Origin of the sequence: Secundilactobacillus pentosiphilus (assembly GCF_002217985.1) — a bacterium.
In the GTDB taxonomy this organism is placed as follows: Bacteria; Bacillota; Bacilli; order Lactobacillales; family Lactobacillaceae; genus Secundilactobacillus; species Secundilactobacillus pentosiphilus.
In genome coordinates this window covers 57,576-77,211 of sequence record NZ_BCMI01000004.1, presented here as the reverse complement: position 1 = coordinate 77,211, position 19,636 = coordinate 57,576, and the positions used below count along the sequence as shown (strand labels likewise).

15 protein-coding genes are annotated in these 19,636 nt (G+C 44.5%); 4 read left to right on the top strand and 11 right to left on the bottom strand.

The features are described 5' to 3' along the window. Positions 1-120: 120 nt before the first annotated feature. Entirely contained in the window at positions 121-963 is an 843-nt protein-coding gene (locus CES81_RS03000; RefSeq protein WP_089120621.1) for a prephenate dehydratase, read from the top strand. Here the strand turns inward: CES81_RS03000 and CES81_RS02995 are convergent. Together CES81_RS02995 and CES81_RS02990 are read right to left on the bottom strand one after the other, a co-directional pair. Next, positions 951-1,949, bottom strand: coding sequence for a ketopantoate reductase family protein (locus CES81_RS02995; protein ID WP_089120620.1), 999 nt, complete (start codon positions 1,947-1,949; stop codon positions 951-953). The genes CES81_RS03000 and CES81_RS02995 overlap by 13 nt on opposite strands. 373 nt (positions 1,950-2,322) lie before the next feature. Continuing rightward, positions 2,323-3,264: a magnesium transporter CorA family protein gene (locus CES81_RS02990; RefSeq protein ID WP_180949703.1), complete on the bottom strand. Its 942-nt coding sequence runs from the start codon at positions 3,262-3,264 to the stop codon at positions 2,323-2,325. A 327-nt stretch (positions 3,265-3,591) separates the two neighbouring features. Between CES81_RS02990 and CES81_RS02985 the strand changes: the two genes are divergently transcribed. Then, positions 3,592-4,950 (top strand): amino acid permease, encoded by a 1,359-nt coding sequence (locus tag CES81_RS02985; protein WP_089088613.1) that lies wholly within the window; start codon positions 3,592-3,594, stop codon positions 4,948-4,950. Positions 4,951-5,093: 143 nt separating this feature from the next. Here the strand turns inward: CES81_RS02985 and CES81_RS02980 are convergent, their stop codons facing one another. Continuing rightward, positions 5,094-7,532, bottom strand: a complete 2,439-nt coding sequence (locus tag CES81_RS02980) for a collagen-binding domain-containing protein (protein ID WP_089120618.1) — start codon at positions 7,530-7,532, stop codon at positions 5,094-5,096. Between the two features lie 225 nt (positions 7,533-7,757). Beyond that, a complete protein-coding gene (locus CES81_RS02975; RefSeq protein ID WP_089120617.1) occupies positions 7,758-8,423 on the bottom strand; it encodes an EAL domain-containing protein in 666 nt (221 codons plus the stop codon). A gap of 125 nt (positions 8,424-8,548) precedes the next feature. On the opposite strand from CES81_RS02975, the gene CES81_RS02970 reads away from it, so the two are divergent. Then, positions 8,549-9,955 carry an FAD-dependent oxidoreductase gene (locus CES81_RS02970; RefSeq protein ID WP_089120616.1) on the top strand — a complete coding sequence of 469 codons (1,407 nt, stop codon included), beginning with the start codon at positions 8,549-8,551 and terminating at the stop codon, positions 9,953-9,955. A gap of 68 nt (positions 9,956-10,023) precedes the next feature. On the opposite strand, the gene CES81_RS02965 is transcribed toward CES81_RS02970, so the two are convergent. The 7 genes from CES81_RS02965 to CES81_RS02935 all read right to left on the bottom strand — a co-directional run bounded on the left by CES81_RS02965 (position 10,024) and on the right by CES81_RS02935 (position 18,883). After that, on the bottom strand, positions 10,024-10,878 hold the full coding sequence (locus CES81_RS02965; RefSeq protein WP_089120615.1) for a diguanylate cyclase domain-containing protein: 855 nt from the start codon (positions 10,876-10,878) through the stop codon (positions 10,024-10,026). Next, positions 10,868-12,958, bottom strand: a complete 2,091-nt coding sequence (locus CES81_RS02960; RefSeq protein WP_180949702.1) for a cellulose biosynthesis cyclic di-GMP-binding regulatory protein BcsB — start codon at positions 12,956-12,958, stop codon at positions 10,868-10,870. The genes CES81_RS02965 and CES81_RS02960 overlap by 11 nt, the downstream gene beginning before the upstream one ends. After that, positions 12,906-14,150, bottom strand: coding sequence for a glycosyltransferase family 2 protein (locus tag CES81_RS02955; protein WP_439951272.1), 1,245 nt, complete (start codon positions 14,148-14,150; stop codon positions 12,906-12,908). The genes CES81_RS02960 and CES81_RS02955 overlap by 53 nt, the downstream gene beginning before the upstream one ends. Beyond that, positions 14,140-15,759: a hypothetical protein gene (locus CES81_RS02950; RefSeq protein WP_089120612.1), complete on the bottom strand. Its 1,620-nt coding sequence runs from the start codon at positions 15,757-15,759 to the stop codon at positions 14,140-14,142. The genes CES81_RS02955 and CES81_RS02950 overlap by 11 nt, the downstream gene beginning before the upstream one ends. Further along, positions 15,749-17,191, bottom strand: coding sequence for a glycan biosynthesis hexose transferase WsfD (gene wsfD / locus CES81_RS02945; protein ID WP_089120611.1), 1,443 nt, complete (start codon positions 17,189-17,191; stop codon positions 15,749-15,751). The genes CES81_RS02950 and wsfD overlap by 11 nt, the downstream gene beginning before the upstream one ends. A gap of 289 nt (positions 17,192-17,480) precedes the next feature. Then, complete coding sequence (locus CES81_RS02940; protein WP_089088622.1) at positions 17,481-18,188, bottom strand: VIT1/CCC1 transporter family protein; 708 nt, start codon at positions 18,186-18,188, stop codon at positions 17,481-17,483. An 11-nt stretch (positions 18,189-18,199) separates the two neighbouring features. Then, positions 18,200-18,883 carry a VIT1/CCC1 transporter family protein gene (locus CES81_RS02935; RefSeq protein ID WP_089120610.1) on the bottom strand — a complete coding sequence of 228 codons (684 nt, stop codon included), beginning with the start codon at positions 18,881-18,883 and terminating at the stop codon, positions 18,200-18,202. 125 nt (positions 18,884-19,008) lie between these two features. Here CES81_RS02935 and CES81_RS02930 point away from each other — a divergent pair, with 125 nt between their 5' ends. Continuing rightward, positions 19,009-19,392, top strand: coding sequence for a hypothetical protein (locus tag CES81_RS02930; RefSeq protein WP_089120609.1), 384 nt, complete (start codon positions 19,009-19,011; stop codon positions 19,390-19,392). Positions 19,393-19,636: the final 244 nt, after the last annotated feature.

The window sequence follows — 19,636 nt, the reverse complement described above, 5'->3', positions numbered from 1 at the left end:
TTACGTTGCTACCATTCTGCCACGATTGAGGTCAAATCGCAATTAAATTGCACACAACCTTTATTCATTTCACGCTCAGTTTAAGCTATACTCATATCAAAAGACCTTGGAGGTTTCAAAATGACGTTTTCTGTACTCGGTCCTGCCGGCACGTTTGCTGACGCCGCTGCCCGAAAATACCTTACCTTACACCCAATTGACAATATCGACATCGATTACCGCAACACCTTTGATCAGGTTTACGAAGCCGTCACGCCTGATGGTATTGGCTTGCTGCCTATAGAAAACCAGTTGGACGGTTTTGTTTTGGCAACGCTGCAACGACTGCAAGTTGCGGACATTACGGAAATCGGTGAAGTCACCGTCCCCGTTAACTTTGGCTTAGCTGGTAAAGTTAGTCGTTTAGATGACATTAAGCGAATCTTCGTTCAATTCAAAACTGAAGGGCAGTGCCAAAACTTATTGGCGCAACTCCCCAACGCAGAGATCATAACCACGTCCAGTAACATGATTTCCGTTGAAAAACTGCGGGATGGTCAGGCTGGTGATGCCGCGATCATGCCGCAGTCTCAACTCGACGTGGCAGATTTTCCGTTTAAGCTGCCAAACGTTGCGGATCAAACCGATAACAATACACGGTTCATCATCTTCAAAAAACAACCGGCTGCGTTGAAGGTACCTGCACAACCGGTTGAAGATGAAACTGTTTCATTTAAATCCGCACTTTTTATCACACCGCCAACTGAGGAAGTCGGCGTTCTTTACCAGATCCTATCCTACTTTGCTAAAACGCATTTAAACCTGGTAACGATCATGTCGATGCCTACCCGTCAAAAGATTGGCATCTACTCCTTTTATATCGAAATTTCCGGCACGCTTAAGCAGAGAGCCATTTTGTTTGAGACCCTTTCGCGGATGGCTGACAGTTATACGATTCATCCGCTTGGGATTTACGCGCTCTGAGCCGTCTTAGCGTGTGCTGCCTCAGCTTCTCTAGCCTGCTTTTCGTTTGCCCGGTGGTATTCCGCTAAGTGAACGAGATTAGTGAGGAAAATGTGGGTTTTAGCTTCATAGTGATACTCACGGCCGAGGTCAGCAATATAACCATTAATATAATCAACCTCAGTCGGCCGGTCGTGGATCATATCCTGATACATGGAGGGGTAATGCAGCGGCATATCGATCCGCGTATTAATGTCTAAGGCATGCATTTCTTCTTCACGGGTAGAAACCAGCGTAATACCGGCACGTTCGCAAATATCGTAAGCTTCATCGATGAGCTGGCGACCGAGGTCGTATGCTTTTTCAAAGTTGCCCAGTTCTCCCATCGGGATTTCAAACATCGTGCACAGCGTATTGATCACTGAGTTAAAAATGACCTTTGTCATCAGGGTGCCTTTAAAGTTAGTGGTCAAGGTTGGGTTCATCTGCGCTTTTTGAAGCTCATCAAATAGCCTATGAGTCATCTCGTCGGGTTTCTCCGTCAAGTTAGCCATGTTCATCTTGCCGGCGCCACGCTTACCCATGAAATCAACGTCGCCAGGGCCGTTTAAAACGGTGGCAATCAGGGCAGTCCCGGCAATGATCTTGTCATCCGCAAAGTACTGCTGCAGCTTTTCAATGTGCCCCATGCCGTTCATGCAGGTAAAGGCGTATTGACGGTCGTTAAAGAAGTGTTCACAGCGCTTTAGAAAATCGGCGAGCTGCATTTGCTTGGTGAAGAAAATCAGCATATCCGGATCACCCTGATACGTCTCAGGCGTTTCTAGTTTAATGGGAACCAGGTGGCGGTCCTGATGATCACGGGAAACGTATACGCCGCCCTGTTCACGGATCTTATCAATGTGCGGCTGCCAGGTATCGATAAACGTGACGTCGTTACCGGCCTCCTGCAGCAAAATCCCATAACGTAACCCCATTGCTCCTGCACCGATCATTGCAAATTCCATTAAAATCACACTCCAATTTTGATTTAATTTAATAAGAAAAAAGCGCCCTTGATCAAGTTCATCACTCGATCAAGGGCGCTTATGCGCTGTACCACCTTAATTCGTGTCACCTTTGCAGGTCAACACCTCTCACGTACGGTCCCGGGACGATACGCTGATCCAGTAAGGCGGATACACCATGAACACTCAACTATCGCATCCATTGCTCAAAGGCTACTTTCACCGTTAGCTCAAACACCCCTTCGCACTTTACGGGGCTCACTTAGCCGTCACTAATGGCTACTCTCCTTATCATCGCATTTGCTTTTTCTCATCATTTATTAATGTGCTTTTAATATATACCCCATTTTCTCATTCGTCAAGCTTAATTTGCCTAAATATCGTGATGCTTTTTCAGATACCACAGCAACAACCCGATCGGTACGACGGAAATCACGATGGAAAGCAGCCATCCCCAAGGTGCCTTCGCTAGCGGTAAAGGCATGTTCATCCCCCAGAAGCCGGAAACAATTGGCGGGATCGCCAAGGCTAGCGACCAGACCGTTAACAGTCTCATGGTGTTGTTAATACTATTATCCAGGATATTACTATAGGAACTCACGACCTGCTCCACGATTTCAGCCGCAATATTGGCCATTTCACGGCTCTGTTCCACTTCGACGCGCAAGTCTTTGAGATGCTGCAGTTCAGTGGTCGATAAGGTCAGCGGGTCATCATCGGCATCCGACAGGACCTGTACCTGACGAATGGCAATCACGTTATTATTCGCCGCAGTTTTTAAATAAACCAGCCGTTTATCCAAATTAGACAGCTGTTTAATCTGTTTATTATTCGGCCGTTTCTGGACGCTCTCCAATGACTCACGCGCCTTGTTCATCTCATCGATTCGATCCAGATAATCTTCGTTCAATCGAAAAATGAGTTTGAAGACCAACGTCATCAGACTATCAGCCGGCTGAGACAGGGACTGGGTGACTTTGATCACGTCTTTTAGCAGATTCGTGATGTAGGTGTTTCTGGGGTGGGTCACCGTAATCAAATTCGTTCCCTTGATAATGATGCAAAACGGCACTGTCTCTAAATACTCAGTACTATCAAGTCCCTCTTCGCCCTGATTCACAGATCGGAAAATCAATAAACTGCAGCCGGTTTCGGTATCGTAATCAAAACGGGCTCGTTCACGAATATCTCTCATATAGCCAATATATTTTTTCTTAATTTGATAGGTGTCTCGCAACTGATTAAAGTCGCGGCTGTCTGGCTGATCGACCGAAAGCCAGTTCAGTCCCTGCCATAGCTGATGTTGTGCAATCATAGCGTGCTGTTGGTCCTCCTTATTAGTCTTCCTTACCATTCTACAACTTTTCATTCTTTTGATATGACTGAATATATATGTGCATGCCTGAACTAAGTTGCCGTAACTAACGCTGATTGAACGTAAATATATTCATATTACGAGATTTTATTTGCACTTATTCGGAGTTTCGTGTAACATTATTCTCATATAAAACTAATAAACATTGATGAAACATGCTCACATCATCCACGATATGATGACATTAAATACAGAGATTACTTGATGTTGTCATAGTTGACTTGACCTCTCGGAGTGTCTCATTTTATGTGAAAGGGATAAGAGATTATGAAACGAAAATTGAGTGCGCGTCAGATGCAAATGATTGCGCTCGGCGGAACCATTGGCGTCGGGCTGTTCATGGGTGCCACATCGACTATCAAGTGGACCGGGCCGTCTGTATTGATTGCTTACGCTATTGCCGGGATGTTCCTATATCTGATCATGCGGGCTTTAGGGGAAATGCTTTACGTTGATCCAGATACTGGTTCGTTCTCAAAGTTTGCAACCGAATATATCAGTCCCCTAGCTGGCTACTTAACTGCTTGGAGCAATATTTTCCAATTCGTAATTGTTGGTATGAGTGAAATGATTGCTATTGGCGGTTACTTTAAATTTTGGTGGCCCGGATTACCCGCTTGGATTCCCGGGATCGTCGCCATTACTTTCCTGTGTTTAGCTAACTTAGTCTCCGTCAAGATGTTTGGCGAACTTGAATTTTGGTTTGCTTTAATCAAGGTTGTCACTATCGTCTTGATGATCATCGTTGGTCTTGGTTTGATTGTTTTTGGTATTGGCAACCACTTCCATCCAATTGGCATTTCAAATATTTGGACTCACGGTTTCTTTACTGGCGGCTTTAAGGGCTTTGTCTTTGCGCTATCGATTGTTTTAGCTTCATATCAAGGGATTGAACTGATCGGGGTCACGGCTGGTGAAGCTGAAAACCCGCAGCATACCTTGGTGAAGGCTATCCGGTCCACCGTCTTTAGAATTCTGATTTTCTATATTGGTGCTATTTTTGTTATTTTAAGTATTTATCCTTGGAACGAACTGAATAACGTGGGGTCACCCTTCGTTGAAACGTTCGCAAAAGTCGGGATTACTTCAGCGGCTTCAATCATTAACTTCGTTGTGATCACCGCCGCATTATCAGGTTCTAACTCTGGGATCTATAGTGCCAGTCGGATGTCATACACCCTAGCTAATAACGGCCAGCTGCCAAAGAGCTTTTTGAAGTTAAACAAGCATGGGGTTCCTTTCTATTCCGTAATCGCAATTTCATTGGGTATCTTCTTGGGAGTTGTTTTAGACTTCGTTTCGCCATACTTCTTTAAAGATGCCAGCAACATTTTCGTGATGGTTTACAGTTCTAGTGTTTTGCCCGGGATGATTCCTTGGATCGTTATTCTGATCAGTCAAATTGAATTCAGAAAACAGCATCAAGACTCCATGGTTAACCATCCGTTCAAAATGCCGCTGTCGCCATGGTCAAACTACTTAACACTGGCTTTCTTATTTGTCACACTAGTGTTCATGTTCTTTAACCCTGAAACCCGGATTTCTATTCTGATCGGTGTTATTTTCTTAGCCATCATGACGATTTTGTACTTCGTTAAGTTCCATGGAAAAGTTAAACCCATTTAATCTCACATTAAACCAAAAATAACCGCTAAGATTGAATTTTAATCTTAGCGGTTATTTTTATGGGTTCGGAGAGGAACCGAATACTTTGATAAAAACAACCAGTAGTCGTTGTTTGGGGGAATCAAAGTACTGATCGATTTTCCTTAATTTTCTCGTTTTTTCCTAAAGGTCAACCACTTCACTAAGCTGCCCAAAACCAGTAAAGCATAACCTATGATTGAAACCGGCTTTTCCGAAACTTCGCTTAATTGCGGCGTGTAAGCCTGAGTATTAGACGGCTTTGATTGTCTAATAGCAGTCCCCTTTGAAACCAGATGACTATCGCTTGAAGCATTCTTCTCTGGTTCAACGACAGCCCGTGGCACAGCTTCGCCATCCTCTGAAACTAAATTCTCAATTCTAGGTTGTGCGTGTGCTTTTACTATCCGCGAAGCTCGATTCTCATCAGTACCGGTAGTCACTACCTTGCCTGATTCCGGTTGTAAAGGCGTTGTTGGCTGTAACGGCTGTGCAGGTTGGGGTGTTGATGGCGTCGTCGGCTGTGCAGGCTGCGGCGTTGATGGTGTCGTTGGCTGAGTCGGTACAGCTGGAATTGTGGTATGCGGTACGTCTTCCGTTGGGACTTCTGATTTGAAGTAAGCTCGGATACCATCTGGTACTTCGCCTTGGACGTACGTGTGCGGAACGCTGTCGGTTGGTGAACCCGCTTTGAAGTAAGCTCGAATGCCATCCGGTACTTCGCCTTGTACGTACGTGTGCGGAACGCTGTCGGTTGGTGAACCCGCTTTGAAGTAAGCTCGAATACCATCCGGTACCTCACCCTGGACGTACGTGTGCGGAACGCTGTCGGTTGGTGAACCCGCTTTGAAGTAAACTTGGATACCATCTGGCACTTCACCTTGCACATACGTATGCGGAACATCGCCCGTTGGGACTTCTGATTTGAAATAGGCTCGAATGCCATCCGGCACTTCGCCTTGCACATACGTATGCGGAACATCGCCCGTTGGGACTTCTGATTTGAAATAGGCTCGAATGCCATCCGGCACTTCGCCTTGGACGTACGTGTGCGGAACGTTGTCCGTCGGTACTTCTGATTTGAAGTAGGCCCGGATACCATCCGGCACTTCGCCTTGTGGATTGTCCGTTACCGTTCGTGGTTGAAGGTCCCATCGGTGAGATTCCCCGCCGCTGATATTAACTGTATTGGCCACAATGTTGCCATCGATATTAACACCTGCATTAATAGTGGCGTTAGGTGCAAGAATGCTGCCCAGAAATTGACCGCTATTAAAATTAAACGTTTGATTTCCTGTGCCCAGGTTCCACAAAACGTGATTGGGCTCATTGTGTGATTCACCATTACTTACGATTTTCTGATCAGTACCATAAGCTAACCGAACCTGGGTCGAAATATTTTGGACACCTTCTGCAGGAATATCAGTGACATTGATCACAATTGTTGGGCTATCTTTATCTAGGCCCTTAATCGTGATCGCCTGCGGTGCACTCAGATTGCTTACCGGCACGTTGACATAAACGATGCCATCAGATGAAGTTGCGTTGGTGACATCAACATACCGCTGATTTTGGTCTGAAAAATCTTTTTTAACACCGTCAGAATCTGTTTGACTGGAAAAATCAGTTGATTCTTTAATGAGATCTGCAAAGACTTGATCAAAATCAATGTACGTTTCTCCATTAGCATCTTGGGAAACTTCTTCCGGCTTTAAATTATCGATTCGGACACCATTAATCGTAACTTTATTGTTCGCATCCGTGGATACCTGAACACCTTTTCCAAGCACAACATGATTAAATGTGGGATTTCTAAAGGCATTACTGATCAAATTCGACTCTAATTGTTGAATATAATCAATATCACCTTCAGTTAAATTGTCCGAAGTACCACGAGTACCGAAATCATTAGCGTTTTTCAAAATCTCAACGGCTAAATTACCATTGGTATCAGCGTTTAAACTCGCCTGCTTAGCGAAAATGTGAAATAAAGAAGCGATTTTCAAAACGCTGTTTGAATTGAGTTTATCAACATCAACTCCCAGATTTTTTAAATAGTCATCATGATTAATTTCATTGGAAGTGTTAGTTTGAGTAGGTTGACTCGTTTTAGCGTCACTCGCTGCCCTTTCAGAATCAGCAGTTGCCACGTCTTGTTCGACCTCAACATCAGTCGCCCCAGCTTTATTTTCAGGCATCGTGCTGGTCGTATTACTCGAAGAAGACCCTTGGAGATTATTCGTTTGACTAACACCAGCGTTATCCTGAGAAGCAGACGTCGTAGTCGCAGAACTTGAACTGTCTGATGCAACACTTTTACTGTTCTGTACCTTAGTTGCATCACTTGTTGAGGGGTTCTCCGTGATACTTTTGGGGGCTGTTCGCACTGTTGAAACGTGTTCAGCTGATGTTGTTTGAGCACTAGCAAGTGTCGTGTTAACAACGAATCCCGTCATCATTGTTACAGTGGTCAGGCCTACATACAGCCAGTATTTCTCACTTTTATACTCAAATGGACACACTTTGCCTTGGTTCATACGACTAATGGGCTTAGATATTTTCATATGACTTCAGGCCTCCTTTACTATATTTGATAGCGCTACGGCGTATCAATTAATATGTACATTGTAATTATACCACTTCTGGATTCATTTGGTTGATAAATCAACTAGTTTTTACCAATTTATTAATAAATTAATAAATCATTTTAATTTATACGTAAAACAGTCATTAGCATAATGCCACTAATGACTGTTTTATCAACGTTGCTACCGATTTAAATCAGTAACCTATTCCAATTTGACAAGATGGGGTTTACCATAAAAGTAACCTTGTCGGTAAGGTAAATTAAGATCATCCAACAACTGGTCCTCTTCGGCTGTTTCGGTTCCCTCAACGACTAATCTAATATGGTAGCGGTTTGCTATTTCTTTCCAGAATTGGAGTTGTTCAACAATTTTAAACTCCTTATTATCATTGCGAAAGTTCTGCATGGCAAACTTGATTTCATCCGCGTATGGCAGCAATGACTTGACGTTTTCATAAGTGTTATGACCACTGCCAACGTCATCCAAACTAATTTGGACACCATTTTCAGCATAGTGTTTGGTGCTCGTCAGGAACTTATCTTCGGAGACAAGTTGGTCGCTTTCTTCCTCAGTAACCTCTATAATCAATTTAACTGGGAAAATTTCGCGCTGAACGTCAATCAATGCTTCCGCCATATGCGGATCAATAAATTGTCTTCGGTTTAAGTTAAACGAAATGGAACCAACCTTTAAGCCAATCCGGTGTGCAGTCTTTTTCAACAAGCTGATTTGTTCATCCACTGGTATTGCATCAAAGTTTTGCGGGAGGTGCCATTTTTTATCGCCGTACTTGCGAATTAACATTTCGTATCCAACCAGCGAGTTAGTAAATTTATTCAATTGTGGTTGGATAAAGTACCTGTACACGATAGCGTCCTCCCTTAAAATTATTTTTCAAATCTGATTATATCATTTATAAAATACTTTTTTACTGATTCATTGAAATTCTGACGGTATTCATTAATTTGTTCACGAAATGAGGGTTTGTAAGCATGAAAGTCATTATTATTGGTTGCACACACGCTGGTACAATTGCAGCAACTGAAATCTTAAAAAACCACCCAGACACCGACTTAACAATTTACGAGCGAACTGACAACTTCTCCTTTTTATCTTGTGGGATTTCACTCTATCTAGAGGGTAAGGTGAAACGGCTGGAAGATATGTTCTATTCCTCGCCTCAAGAGTTAAGGGATATGGGGGCTACGGTGCGTGACAAACACGACGTCCTTAAAGTCGATGCTGCAACGCACACCATTCAAGTAGCCAATATGGAGACTGGAGAAGTTTTTAACGATGCTTACGACAAATTAATTATGACGACCGGTTCATCCGTTATGGTACCACCCCTCTATGGTATCGATAACACCAAAGTACTGCTGTGTAAAAACTACCAGCAAGCTCAGGCAATTTACAAAGCTTCCAAAGAACACCATAACGTTGCTATCGTTGGTGCCGGTTATGCTGGTGTTGAATTTGCCGAAGCCCTTTCTGGTACCGGACATCACGTTAGTATTTTCCAAGCACGTTCACAGGTCTTAAATAACTACGTTGATAATGACATGTCCAGTTGGGCCGTGCAGCAGTTACAAAAGCACAACGTCGACGTACACCTAGAAACGGAAGTCAGTGCGTTCACGGGAAACGATGACAGCGATCAAATTACACTAGAAACAACTCATGGCGATTTTAAAGCTGATATGGCAATTGTCAGTACCGGTTTCACACCTAACACGTCGCTTTTATCAGGTCAAGTTGACACTGAACGGCACGGCTCATTTTTGACAAACCGTTTTCTGCAAACTTCCAATCCTGATATTTACGCGGCGGGCGATTGCTGCATGGTCCGCTTCAACCCGACCGGCACACCCGCTTACACGCCTTTAGCAAGTGTTGCTATTCGGCAAGGGATGCTGGTAGCGCATAATATTTTTGATCATACCCACCCGTACAACGGGACACAGGCAACTTCTGCACTAAAACTTTACGACTACGCACTAGCAACTACCGGCCTCACCCTGACACACGCGCTAAAGCGTGGTATCGATGCCGCCAGCGTTACCTTCGAGGGTACTTGGCGACCGGACTATATGCCGTCCACCGACAAACTCACCATCGTACTCGTTTATGATAAGAAAAACCGGCGTGTCTTAGGCGCCCAGTTACTGAGTAAACACGACATTACGCAGTCAGCCAATGCCGTATCACTCGCCATCCAAAATAATAACACGATTGACGATTTGGCATTTGTCGATATGCTGTTTCAGCCCAACTTTGATTATCCGTTTAACTATCTCAACCAAGTTGCACAGCTGGCAGTTGACCAGGAGGCCGCAGCGGGCAGGACTAAACCGCTTTTTACGGCTCCGGGCTACGAAAATCCAGATCAAAAAGCATAAGTTACCGATTTAAAATCACGTTCAGGACAGCTAATTTCTGAGCGTGATTTTTTGCGTTATCTGCCCGTTTAGACATCGTACTCAAGCTCTCGCATACCCTGCCGCATTAAATCATAAGGACTATTCATGGTGGCATCCCAACAAGCAATCCCCGCAGTAAGGGAAATATCAAACCGATGCAGCTCCTGATGACTATCGATTGCCTTGGTAAAATGCTGTTGAAGTTGTTCAACAAGCCGCTGTGCCTGTTTTTGATCCAAATGGCCTATCATTCCCCAAGTTGGGTCTTTAGAACCCCAGAAATAAGCGAGCTGATTATCAGCTGCCACCACTGCTAAAACGTTAGAGATGGTCCGCAGCAAACTTTGGTTCTGCGCGTCACTGAGCAGCCGCCGTATTTCTCGATAATAGCGAACTTTAAACGTCACCATCGTCACAGGCAGCCCAAACCGCCGATGGTTTTCAATGTAAACTTGCGCATCCGTTGTAAAAGCGACCAAACTTCGCAAGTTAGTTTCAATATCAACTACGCCTTGCTCAATCAATTGTCGCCGCAGTTTGTGATTATCTGACTGTAACCGCTGCTGCTGACTCATCATCATTGCCAGTGCCCCGCTAAGCAGCCCTGGTAATATGAGCCAAAAAGCCATTTTCAGTGGGACGTTCTGCTTCAAATAAACGTTGATGTATAGTGCCAAAATCATTTGCCCAAAAACAAACAGAAGATTACTCAGCATACCGGGAATGAGACCGTAAAAGTACGTGACGGTCATCACCACTACGGTAACCGCCAAATAAATCATATTCCACGTCAAGTTTGATGATAATCCCACCAATAGCGCTAGAAAACTGACGAAGGTGAGAAACATCACCAGACCGATGTCTGCAAGTAAACTTAACCAGCCACGATCTTTACTTTTCATCGTCATCACCCCTCCGCTTGAGTAAACCGTTATGCCACAAAATGGAAATTGCCACAAATCCGAAAAAGGCAATGGCGACTACAGCCAATCCCATATATGTCCAGAACTGGCCGTACTGCTGAAATTTACTTTTTAGCGATGCCTTCTTCAACAGTTTTTGCTTTTTGAAACGGTAACTATAATGCTGATTATTTTCATCCACAACGATGGCATCAGCGTGAGAATACTGTTCCAATTTCACTTGCCGGTTCAGCTGCGTTGATGCTCGGTACACACTATCATCGTGTGCTCCCGTCACAACTAAAAGGCTGCGGTAACGGTTGAACGGCGAGCGTAACAGTTGCGCCGTACCGATTCGCTTAGCATACTGATCTTCTAAACTTAACTTTTCATTACTCTTAAACCCGGTAAAATCCGGGTTATATTTAAAATACAAGTCACGATTCAACGCTTTAACTAACGGTGTGTTAGCCGGCGTTCCGAAAACCATCACGTTACTTTGCGCTAAAACGGCAGTGCTGGGCTGATCATGATAAACGTTAAATTCGCCAGTATTTTGTTTGGCGTAGTTGCCAATCAGTCCAAACAGGTTGGTCATCGTGGCGAAATCGTTTTCCGTCAGATGATTAGGTCGCACCAGTGCTAACTGCTGCACAGCTTGATCCTTCATAAAAACACCCGGATAATTATCAAACAAGAGATCTCCGGACTGCCTTGATCGAATCATTGCGTAAGAATCCGACAGTACGGACGCCCAAGTACTCTGATCAGAAGACTGACTTCCCCTTCCCGACAGCACCAAATCAAAGTCGGCCTGAACGGTAAACGTACTATCCAACGGCAGCTTAGCCGGTAGCTTAACTCGTAGGGTATCATCATCCGCGCGACGGCTGCTAAGACGCTGACTGCCAATGGCCTGATGGTTAATTTTGATGGTCACCAGCGAGCGCTTAAAATTCAAGTTTTTGGCGTACCGCATCCGCAAATCAACCGTTGAACCTGCCGCATTCATGTGGTCATTAGGTAACTGAACAAAGAACGTCTTGACGTGGTGACCAGGACCCTGAACGTGTTCGTCTTTTTCCATCAGCGGTTGACGACCCTGAAACTGCAATGTCGAAGTAAACGTGTCGGTTTGTACACTGATCCATTTTATTGGACGATCCGTTTCCCTCATCAATTCTTGGTTCGCTACAAACTGTGCCGCTTTTTTTAGTAACTTATTGGATTGAGAAGTAACCACCAGGATGGACTGATGTTTCCTCCTGATCACATGAATCACGGCATGATCAGTTAATTTTTGCCTTGGCAGCTTGGCTTGTATGTCTGGCGGTAAATGATCAAATTGGGCAATCATCATCCTAAAAGCCGCGTGCCGACCCTGGTTAAGGGGCTTGATCGGCAACTCGCGGTCTTCAGCCGTGACAAACCGTGTCATTCCGGTCAATGCCCGCAGACTTGCTGTCAATTCCGCATCCGTCGCGCGTAACGGTGTTTCAACCACCGACTGGTTTTCGGCAATGGTATCCGCGCCGGTCATATGCGCATAAAAAGCGTTGATCTGGTTTGACGGCGCTTCAATACGGTAATCAAAGTTAACGTTACTCGTTTGGTTCACAGTCAGCCAATTTGCGGGTGTTTGAGTGGCCCCTGTTTTGCGATTCAATAACTGTCCTTGCACCTGCAGATTATTTTGCGACTTGATCAAACGAGTGGGAATTCGAATCTGTTTTGACTGCAAGCCTCTAGTTTTAGCCGGACGGAAGGAATAGAAGGTCACACCGTTCACCGTTACGGTAATGTCCGAACTCTGCCGGTCAGTTAACTGTGAAACTTGGAAATTCAAATTTAGCGTGGCCCGCTTAACATGCCAATAACCCATTTTTACAAAATACATATTCGTTTGCACTGCCTGACCGGCTAACGACACCGTGTTATTTTGAAAGGGCTGCGTGTATTGTTTAGCAGCCGTTTTTTCTCCGCTGCTAAAAAGCAGAAATATAACGGCCAGAAAAGTTAAACTGACGCTAATAGCGTTTTGTTTTATACCACTGGGCTTGTTGATGAAAAATTTGTTCACGTGTATACCCCACCATTCCATAGATTGCAACTGCCAGCCACATTTGACTATAAATAAAGTACATCAAACTAACGATTCCCAGATTAGCAAGCGTCATTTCTCCCTTTTCCGTCGTAACGGCCATAAACGTGCTCAGGATAAACATCAAAATGGCTGCCAGCCAGATGGCACCGCTATCTTCTTGAAGCGTAATATGCACGGCGTCCGCCACAGATAAGACAAAAACAATATCGGAGAAGACCAGTGAGAACATGAGCAGAAAATAAGTACTCACCAAGTACAGCAAATCAAACCAGATCACCTTAGCATCAGTATGAAAGAGTAAATTAACGTTTTTCAAGATAACGTAAATATTGCCCTTCACCCACCGGGCACGTTGATGAAACCAAACGTCTAAGGTCTGCGGTTCCTGCTCCCAAGTCACCGCCCACGGTTGAAAGGCAATGCGTTTGCCTAGACGATAAACTTGGAAACTAATCTCGGTATCCTCGGCTAAGGCGTTTACATCCCAGCCGCCTATTTGATCCAAGACACTCCGGCGAATGACGTAATTTGTCCCGGGGATCGTACAAAGTTTCAGCAGCTGCTGACGGCCAGCTTGTACCATCCACTGATACGCTAACGTCTCGATGTTAATAAACCGGGTCAGCATGGTCGCAGTTCGGTTCCGTGTCCGAAACTTGCCAATGACCGCACCTAAAGCAGCGTCCTGTATTAGGGTTGCAACCAGGTAGCGAAGTGCACCAGCCTCCGGGGTGTTGTCGGCGTCATAAACCGAAATAACGGTTCCCTTGGCCCGTTTCAAACCAATGTTTAAGGCGTTTGATTTCCCCTTACCGCCAGTCTGAGCATCCGTATTGATCACCTGAAAGTTTCGATCTTGATACGCTGCCTGCATTCGTGTTAGTACTGCAGCCGAATTGTCACTGGAATAATCATTGATGACGATCAATTCATACCGTTGTGCCGGGTAGTCAAACTCTAGCAAAGCCGACACCGTTTTTTGCAACACTTTTCCTTCGTTGTGAGCCGGTACCAGAATTGAAACGAATGGCACTTCCGCTGATAAACGTGGTGCTGGTGTCCGCTGCCAATTTAAATAGTAGCAATAACCGGCAATCGTCAGGATTAAATTAACGATTAAGATCCCCCAAATGGCGATAATGACAATAAATAACAGACTATTTAAAATGGTTTATTCCTCCCTTTTTCACGTCAGAACGCATGAATTTACGCTGATAAACTCGCCAACCAATAAGTAATAAAATTGCTAGGATCAGCCCCAAAAAGCTGAGCAGCCATAACAGCATTCGAGACTGCCACTGAATCACACGATTCAACCATGATGTCTGTGTGATTCGGTCATCATTTCTTGAACTCGCTTTTCTGCTCGCATCCAGGTCAGTGATCGGCTCGTGGTTAAGAAAGTACTGGCCCGAATGGTACCCGTACAATACCGACCCCACTTTCACCGTGGTTTTTAAATGGTTGCGGACCGGATCAAACCACTGCAGCTTGCTGTCCTGCAAATGCTGGACCAATTGATCAACCTTTGTCCGGCTTTCAGGCATTTTGACCAGCAGCGCCGTTGGTTGCACAAACTTGATCTTTGACCGGTAGGCTACCGTATCTAATGACGCTAAAGGTATCCCGATTAACCCTGCCTTAAACCGATGACTGTTAGTGACCGCTGGTTCTGGTTCAACTGGTAGTTCTTCAAGTCTCTGGGACTGATCCGGCAGCAAAATAACGTGCGACGCCCGACTCAAAACGGCTTTTTGTCTTCGCTCCGAGCGGTTCCAGTAGCCAGGCGCACTGATGCCTGCTGGAATGACTCGATCAGCCCCTAAGCTAGTCAGTTCCGTTTGAAAAACCGACCTGAGTTTCTTTTCGTTTAACCGCTGAGTTCCCGTTTCAATTGGCGGCCTTAAAAAGATAAGGCCCCCCGCCTTTTCCGCTAGTCTTAACACCTCTGTATACCGATGAAAGGCCTTTAAATCAGTATTGCGGTCAACACTGGTAATGCTTAATGCAAATGGGGTTCCCCGCGAAGAAAGCTGCTTGATAAGTCGAGACAAATCACGGCTTTTCGTATACGGCGTGATCCCGGTAATGGTCAGCAGGGGGGACTGCAATCGGGTGGGAACTTTAAACAGTTTGGTGATTAATTGGCCCGCCAAAGTGATGGCTAAACCATCTGAACTCAGCTCTGGTAAAAAGCCGTTGTTAGCGACCTTCACGCCGAACGAATACGTTGTTCCAGGGTGGTTTTGACTCGTCAGCCACCCAACTGAAAGTGCGTTGGCCGCATGCTTAACGTTTACGAGCAGCAGCTGATTTGTCGAAAGAGGTTGTACTGCACGTCCCTGATGGCCGCTTAACTGCTGATGAACTAACGTTTTAAAAGTACCGCCCAGTCCCTGACGTTCGTCCGCCTGCAGTCCGGGACCAATATGCAGCTTGATCCCCTTAAAGGCAGTTCGGTCTCGCTCAAATGCTTGATTGCGATTTCTAGACTGCCCCCAGTTGACCATGGTAATAACGCCTTGATACTGACCATCCTTCAATGTATTTGCTTGATAGTGACTCAATGGGATCGTTTCAACCGGTAACCCTAAGCTAGCGAGCAGCCTTTGGCACCGATCCAGATTTAGATCCCCATGATTGGCGATGTTTTTCGAATCATAAACAAGCATCACCGGCCGCTGATCAACCGTCTCTGCTTGAACCGTTGTTTTTCCAAGAACCAGGGCCATCACCACCACTATTAATAAACAGAGAAAGCTGTTTTTAAGTCGCATTAGAATTCCCCCAAAGTTGATGCTGTACAACATCGCTTAGTAATATGAAACCGGTCAGCGATAAACAAACCGCAACTGGCAGCATGTGAATCACAAAATTGGCGGTACCGTAAAGCATGATCGTGGCGGGCGGTACAAGTACCACAACTGATAATAATCCTGAAACTAACCAGAGATGTGCTTTCAATAGTTGCTGCTCCTTCTTCGATCCCCGCATCAGTCCGCTACCGTAAATGATCAAAACGGCCACCGCTAACAGGCAATTGAAGCCGTAGGTCTTAGGATAGTAAGCACCAGCCAGATAACTAAAAAGTGAAAAATAATGAGTTTGCTGAAATGGTTTGCTCCCGGTTCTCTTTTCTTGTGTACCAGTTAATCTAGGCCTTAGGACCATCGTATTTTTAGCCGCTTTATCAAGTAATAAACCGAACTGATGCGGATGGGTGAGATAGTCATGTATCAGCCATGGCAAATTGTACTGCTGAGTGAAATTTTTCCTGGTGTAGTCGGAATCTGGTGCTAATGCCGTATAAGCTGTTGGATAGTAGGACTCGCCCTTCATCAGGGAAAACTGACCATCAATATGACTGGTTTTCGCAATCTCTGCTGGTTTCGCAGCTGCTAGCAATTTTCCCTGCGTCATCGCCTGGTACTTGTTCATTTCCCTAGCTTCCCGTGTTATATGATTTGCTGAAACCCAGCAGGTAAAAAGTAATAAACAGATGATGACTGCTGAGCCATGACGCCACTGGCAGTCCGGCAGTCTGAAAATACCAATACTAACTATCAAAATACCCAAAATCAGCAAACTAGTCGACTCATGGACGAGCAGTAACAGGATTGCGCTGAGAAAAAGACCTGCAGTCAGCCATTTATTTAAAGTTTTGCCGCGCATGATTAATAGTGCAAAACCAGCCAGGTACAGCATTAAAATAAACGTCAGTGCTTGCGGGTAAAACGAATTAAAGTACAGCGTAAAAGACGAGTCTGCTACAAATAAGGTCACCGCTGCAGCCATCAAGTAATGGCGTAACCGCCTTTCACCACCTACAAGCCCCCTTGCCAAAACTGCCACGCCGCCCAGGTAAAGGACGTAATAGACAGCACCCAGAAAACGAATGTCAAAAACACTGCGACTATAAAATAACCGGTTTAATCCCACTGCGATGTGAATCACCGCTGTTTGAGCCGTTATCTGTTTCAAATAAAGTGGATTATAATACTGCATCAAACCAAAATGAGGACTCACATAACCAGCTGGTATTTGGTGTGTACGGTACAAGTCATTAGTCGCCATTAAGGATTGAAAGTCCCCGTTATCCGAATAACCATGAATGGGTTTCAAAAAAATGAGCCAGCCTACGATCAGGGCACATAGAATCACTGTGATCATCGATGGCCTGATTTTCATTACCTGACTAATTTTTTTCAATCCCAGCACCTCCAGATTAATCGCACAATCAGTATAGACCGCTTTTATATTACCCGAAGCGAATTTTCGGTACAATAAAAAAACACTAATATTACAAAGTGAAAAGATGTTGCATTTCTGACAAATACATAAAGAATCAATGACACGTGTCATAGCAGCCTTACCGACACTTTTACATCAAACAGAAGTTAAAAACCGACAAAAATCGGCTTTTATTTTGCTGTAAAAAAAAAGACTGTCGCATTTTCTATAGCGAAAATACGGCACTCTTATATAAATTGAAAATCAATTATTTCAATAGTAAACCAACACTGTAGTGAATAATCATGGTAATGATCCCCACAATAATGTTACGAATAACGGCAGTTTTAACTAAACCATTGCCTAGCTTAGCGCTGAGAAAACCCGTAATTCCAACTGAAACACAGACTGCAAGAATCGTCACTGGCCACTGGATAGAAACCGGTGACAAAGTCATTGCCAGCAACGGGAAAACACCGCCTGCGGACGCTGAGAATAACGATGAAAATGCCGCGTACCACGGATTCATATAGTGGTTCAGTTTTAAATCATATTTGACGTTGACCACTGTTTCCAGTGGCTTTTTAGCCATTAATTCATTGGCGATTTTTGTCGCCGTTTTTTCGGTCACTCCCAAGTCGGTATAGTGGTTAATAACCGCTTGAAGTTCACTTTGATAATCGGTTTCTAGCAACCGCTGTTCAGTTCGAACCGTCGATTGCTCAGTATCTTTTTGGGTACTAACTGAAGCGTATTCGCCAGACGCCATTGAAAACGCACAGGCAAGTAAATCAGACAGACCCGCGATAAAGATCGTAAACTGGTTAGGCGTTGCCACAGCCACACTGAACAGCACCCCAACAACGGTTAAAATACCATCGTTAGAACCCAGCACACCCGCACGCAACGTGTTTAGTTTTTCCTCCATCGTTTGGGTGTATTTTTTCTTCTTTTGTTTGACAACTATCTCACTCATCTAGAGTCCCCCTATACATGACCAATCAATGTCCCAATTGCAAATGTCACGATCATTGTCAGCATGCCGGACACAATGTTTCTAAAGACCCCGTTACCACGTCTGGCGTTTCCTAGGGTAGCTGCACTGAAGCCAGTAATGGCTAAAGCGATTACCACCGCCACAAAAGTCCCCACAATTCTGATTGAAATGGGCAGCAAAGTAATGGCCAATAGTGGTAGAATGGAGCCGATAGGAAACGAAATCATTGAAGCAATCGCTGCGGCGTACGGACTAGTATATTCACCAACATCAAACCCGTAGCGTTCACGAACCGTTGTGACTAGTGAATCCTGATCCATCATTTCGTTAGTGGCCTGTTCAGCTAATTGTGGATCAATGCCGTCACCGACATACTTTTGCTTCACGAAGTTGAACTCATCATCATAATGATTGGCAAGTGCTTCTTTCTGGTTCATGATTGCTCGCCGCTGCGCATCCTTTTGCGTATTGACTGAAACATATTCACCCATTGCCATGGATACCGTACCGGCCAGCATTCCTGAAATTCCAGAAATAAAGATAGCAAAGCTGTTGGTCGTAGCACCCGCAACACCAATAACAATACCGGCAACTGATAAGATACCGTCGTTAGCACCCATCACGGAAGCACGCATAATGTTGATCCGTTGTGCCAAAGTTTGCTTCTTCTTCATGAGTATCAACCCTCTTTCTACATTAGAATTATTCTTATCTACAACGACCATTCTAAACTCTCTTTAAGCAAAAGTAAAATACTTTTGTGGTTTTTTTGATATATTGACAGAAAATGGAGGTTGATATGGTGGAAAAGGTCGCCGAATTTCGCCAATTATACATAGCAACACGTGACGCCATCTTGATCAGTCCGCTCTCGCAAGCACAGTCTTCCTTGTTTAGCGCGCAGCTGAACGAGTTGAAACAGGTCGTTTTAACTGGTTTGGCCGCAATAATAGGACAAGCCTACTTAGACTTAGTGGCTGCAAACCTCACTTACTCTTCGCACCAGTTATTTTTTGTTCTTAATCTAAACCGCGATCACTCGACTATCCCATTGCCGATTCCAATCAACCAACTACAATCGTGGAAAAAAACTCATGCACCGGAGTACGTGCTTTTTAGCCGAAATGCCTTTCTGTATAACGGGATTTCAATTGATGAAACCGCCGCGGCAGCACTTTTGTAACATTCCTTTAACATTGCAAATAAGATATAAGTCAAAACGCCGATTTTTTGAAAACTTCAAAGAACCGGCGCTTTTTAGTCTTATTTCACTAATTTTCCACATTTATACTTAAAATAGCCCTGTTGGATTTCCTCATTTTTTAATTTTCTTATTAATTTATCGTAATAGTTCTGTTACGTGGCGCTTTCATATTTCAAATCATTACATGAATATGACAAAATTTCAAAAAGATGACTAATTCCGA

Coding starts and splice junctions, on each gene's coding strand:
- CES81_RS02980 (WP_089120618.1), bottom strand. CDS start 7,532: ATGAAAATATCTAAGCCCATTAGTCGTATGAACCAAGGCAAAGTGTGT.
- CES81_RS02995 (WP_089120620.1), bottom strand. CDS start 1,949: ATGGAATTTGCAATGATCGGTGCAGGAGCAATGGGGTTACGTTATGGG.
- CES81_RS02985 (WP_089088613.1), top strand. CDS start 3,592: ATGAAACGAAAATTGAGTGCGCGTCAGATGCAAATGATTGCGCTCGGC.
- CES81_RS02970 (WP_089120616.1), top strand. CDS start 8,549: ATGAAAGTCATTATTATTGGTTGCACACACGCTGGTACAATTGCAGCA.
- CES81_RS02940 (WP_089088622.1), bottom strand. CDS start 18,188: ATGAGTGAGATAGTTGTCAAACAAAAGAAGAAAAAATACACCCAAACG.
- CES81_RS02935 (WP_089120610.1), bottom strand. CDS start 18,883: ATGAAGAAGAAGCAAACTTTGGCACAACGGATCAACATTATGCGTGCT.
- CES81_RS03000 (WP_089120621.1), top strand. CDS start 121: ATGACGTTTTCTGTACTCGGTCCTGCCGGCACGTTTGCTGACGCCGCT.
- CES81_RS02965 (WP_089120615.1), bottom strand. CDS start 10,878: ATGAAAAGTAAAGATCGTGGCTGGTTAAGTTTACTTGCAGACATCGGT.
- CES81_RS02990 (WP_180949703.1), bottom strand. CDS start 3,264: ATGATTGCACAACATCAGCTATGGCAGGGACTGAACTGGCTTTCGGTC.
- CES81_RS02950 (WP_089120612.1), bottom strand. CDS start 15,759: ATGCGACTTAAAAACAGCTTTCTCTGTTTATTAATAGTGGTGGTGATG.
- CES81_RS02930 (WP_089120609.1), top strand. CDS start 19,009: ATGGTGGAAAAGGTCGCCGAATTTCGCCAATTATACATAGCAACACGT.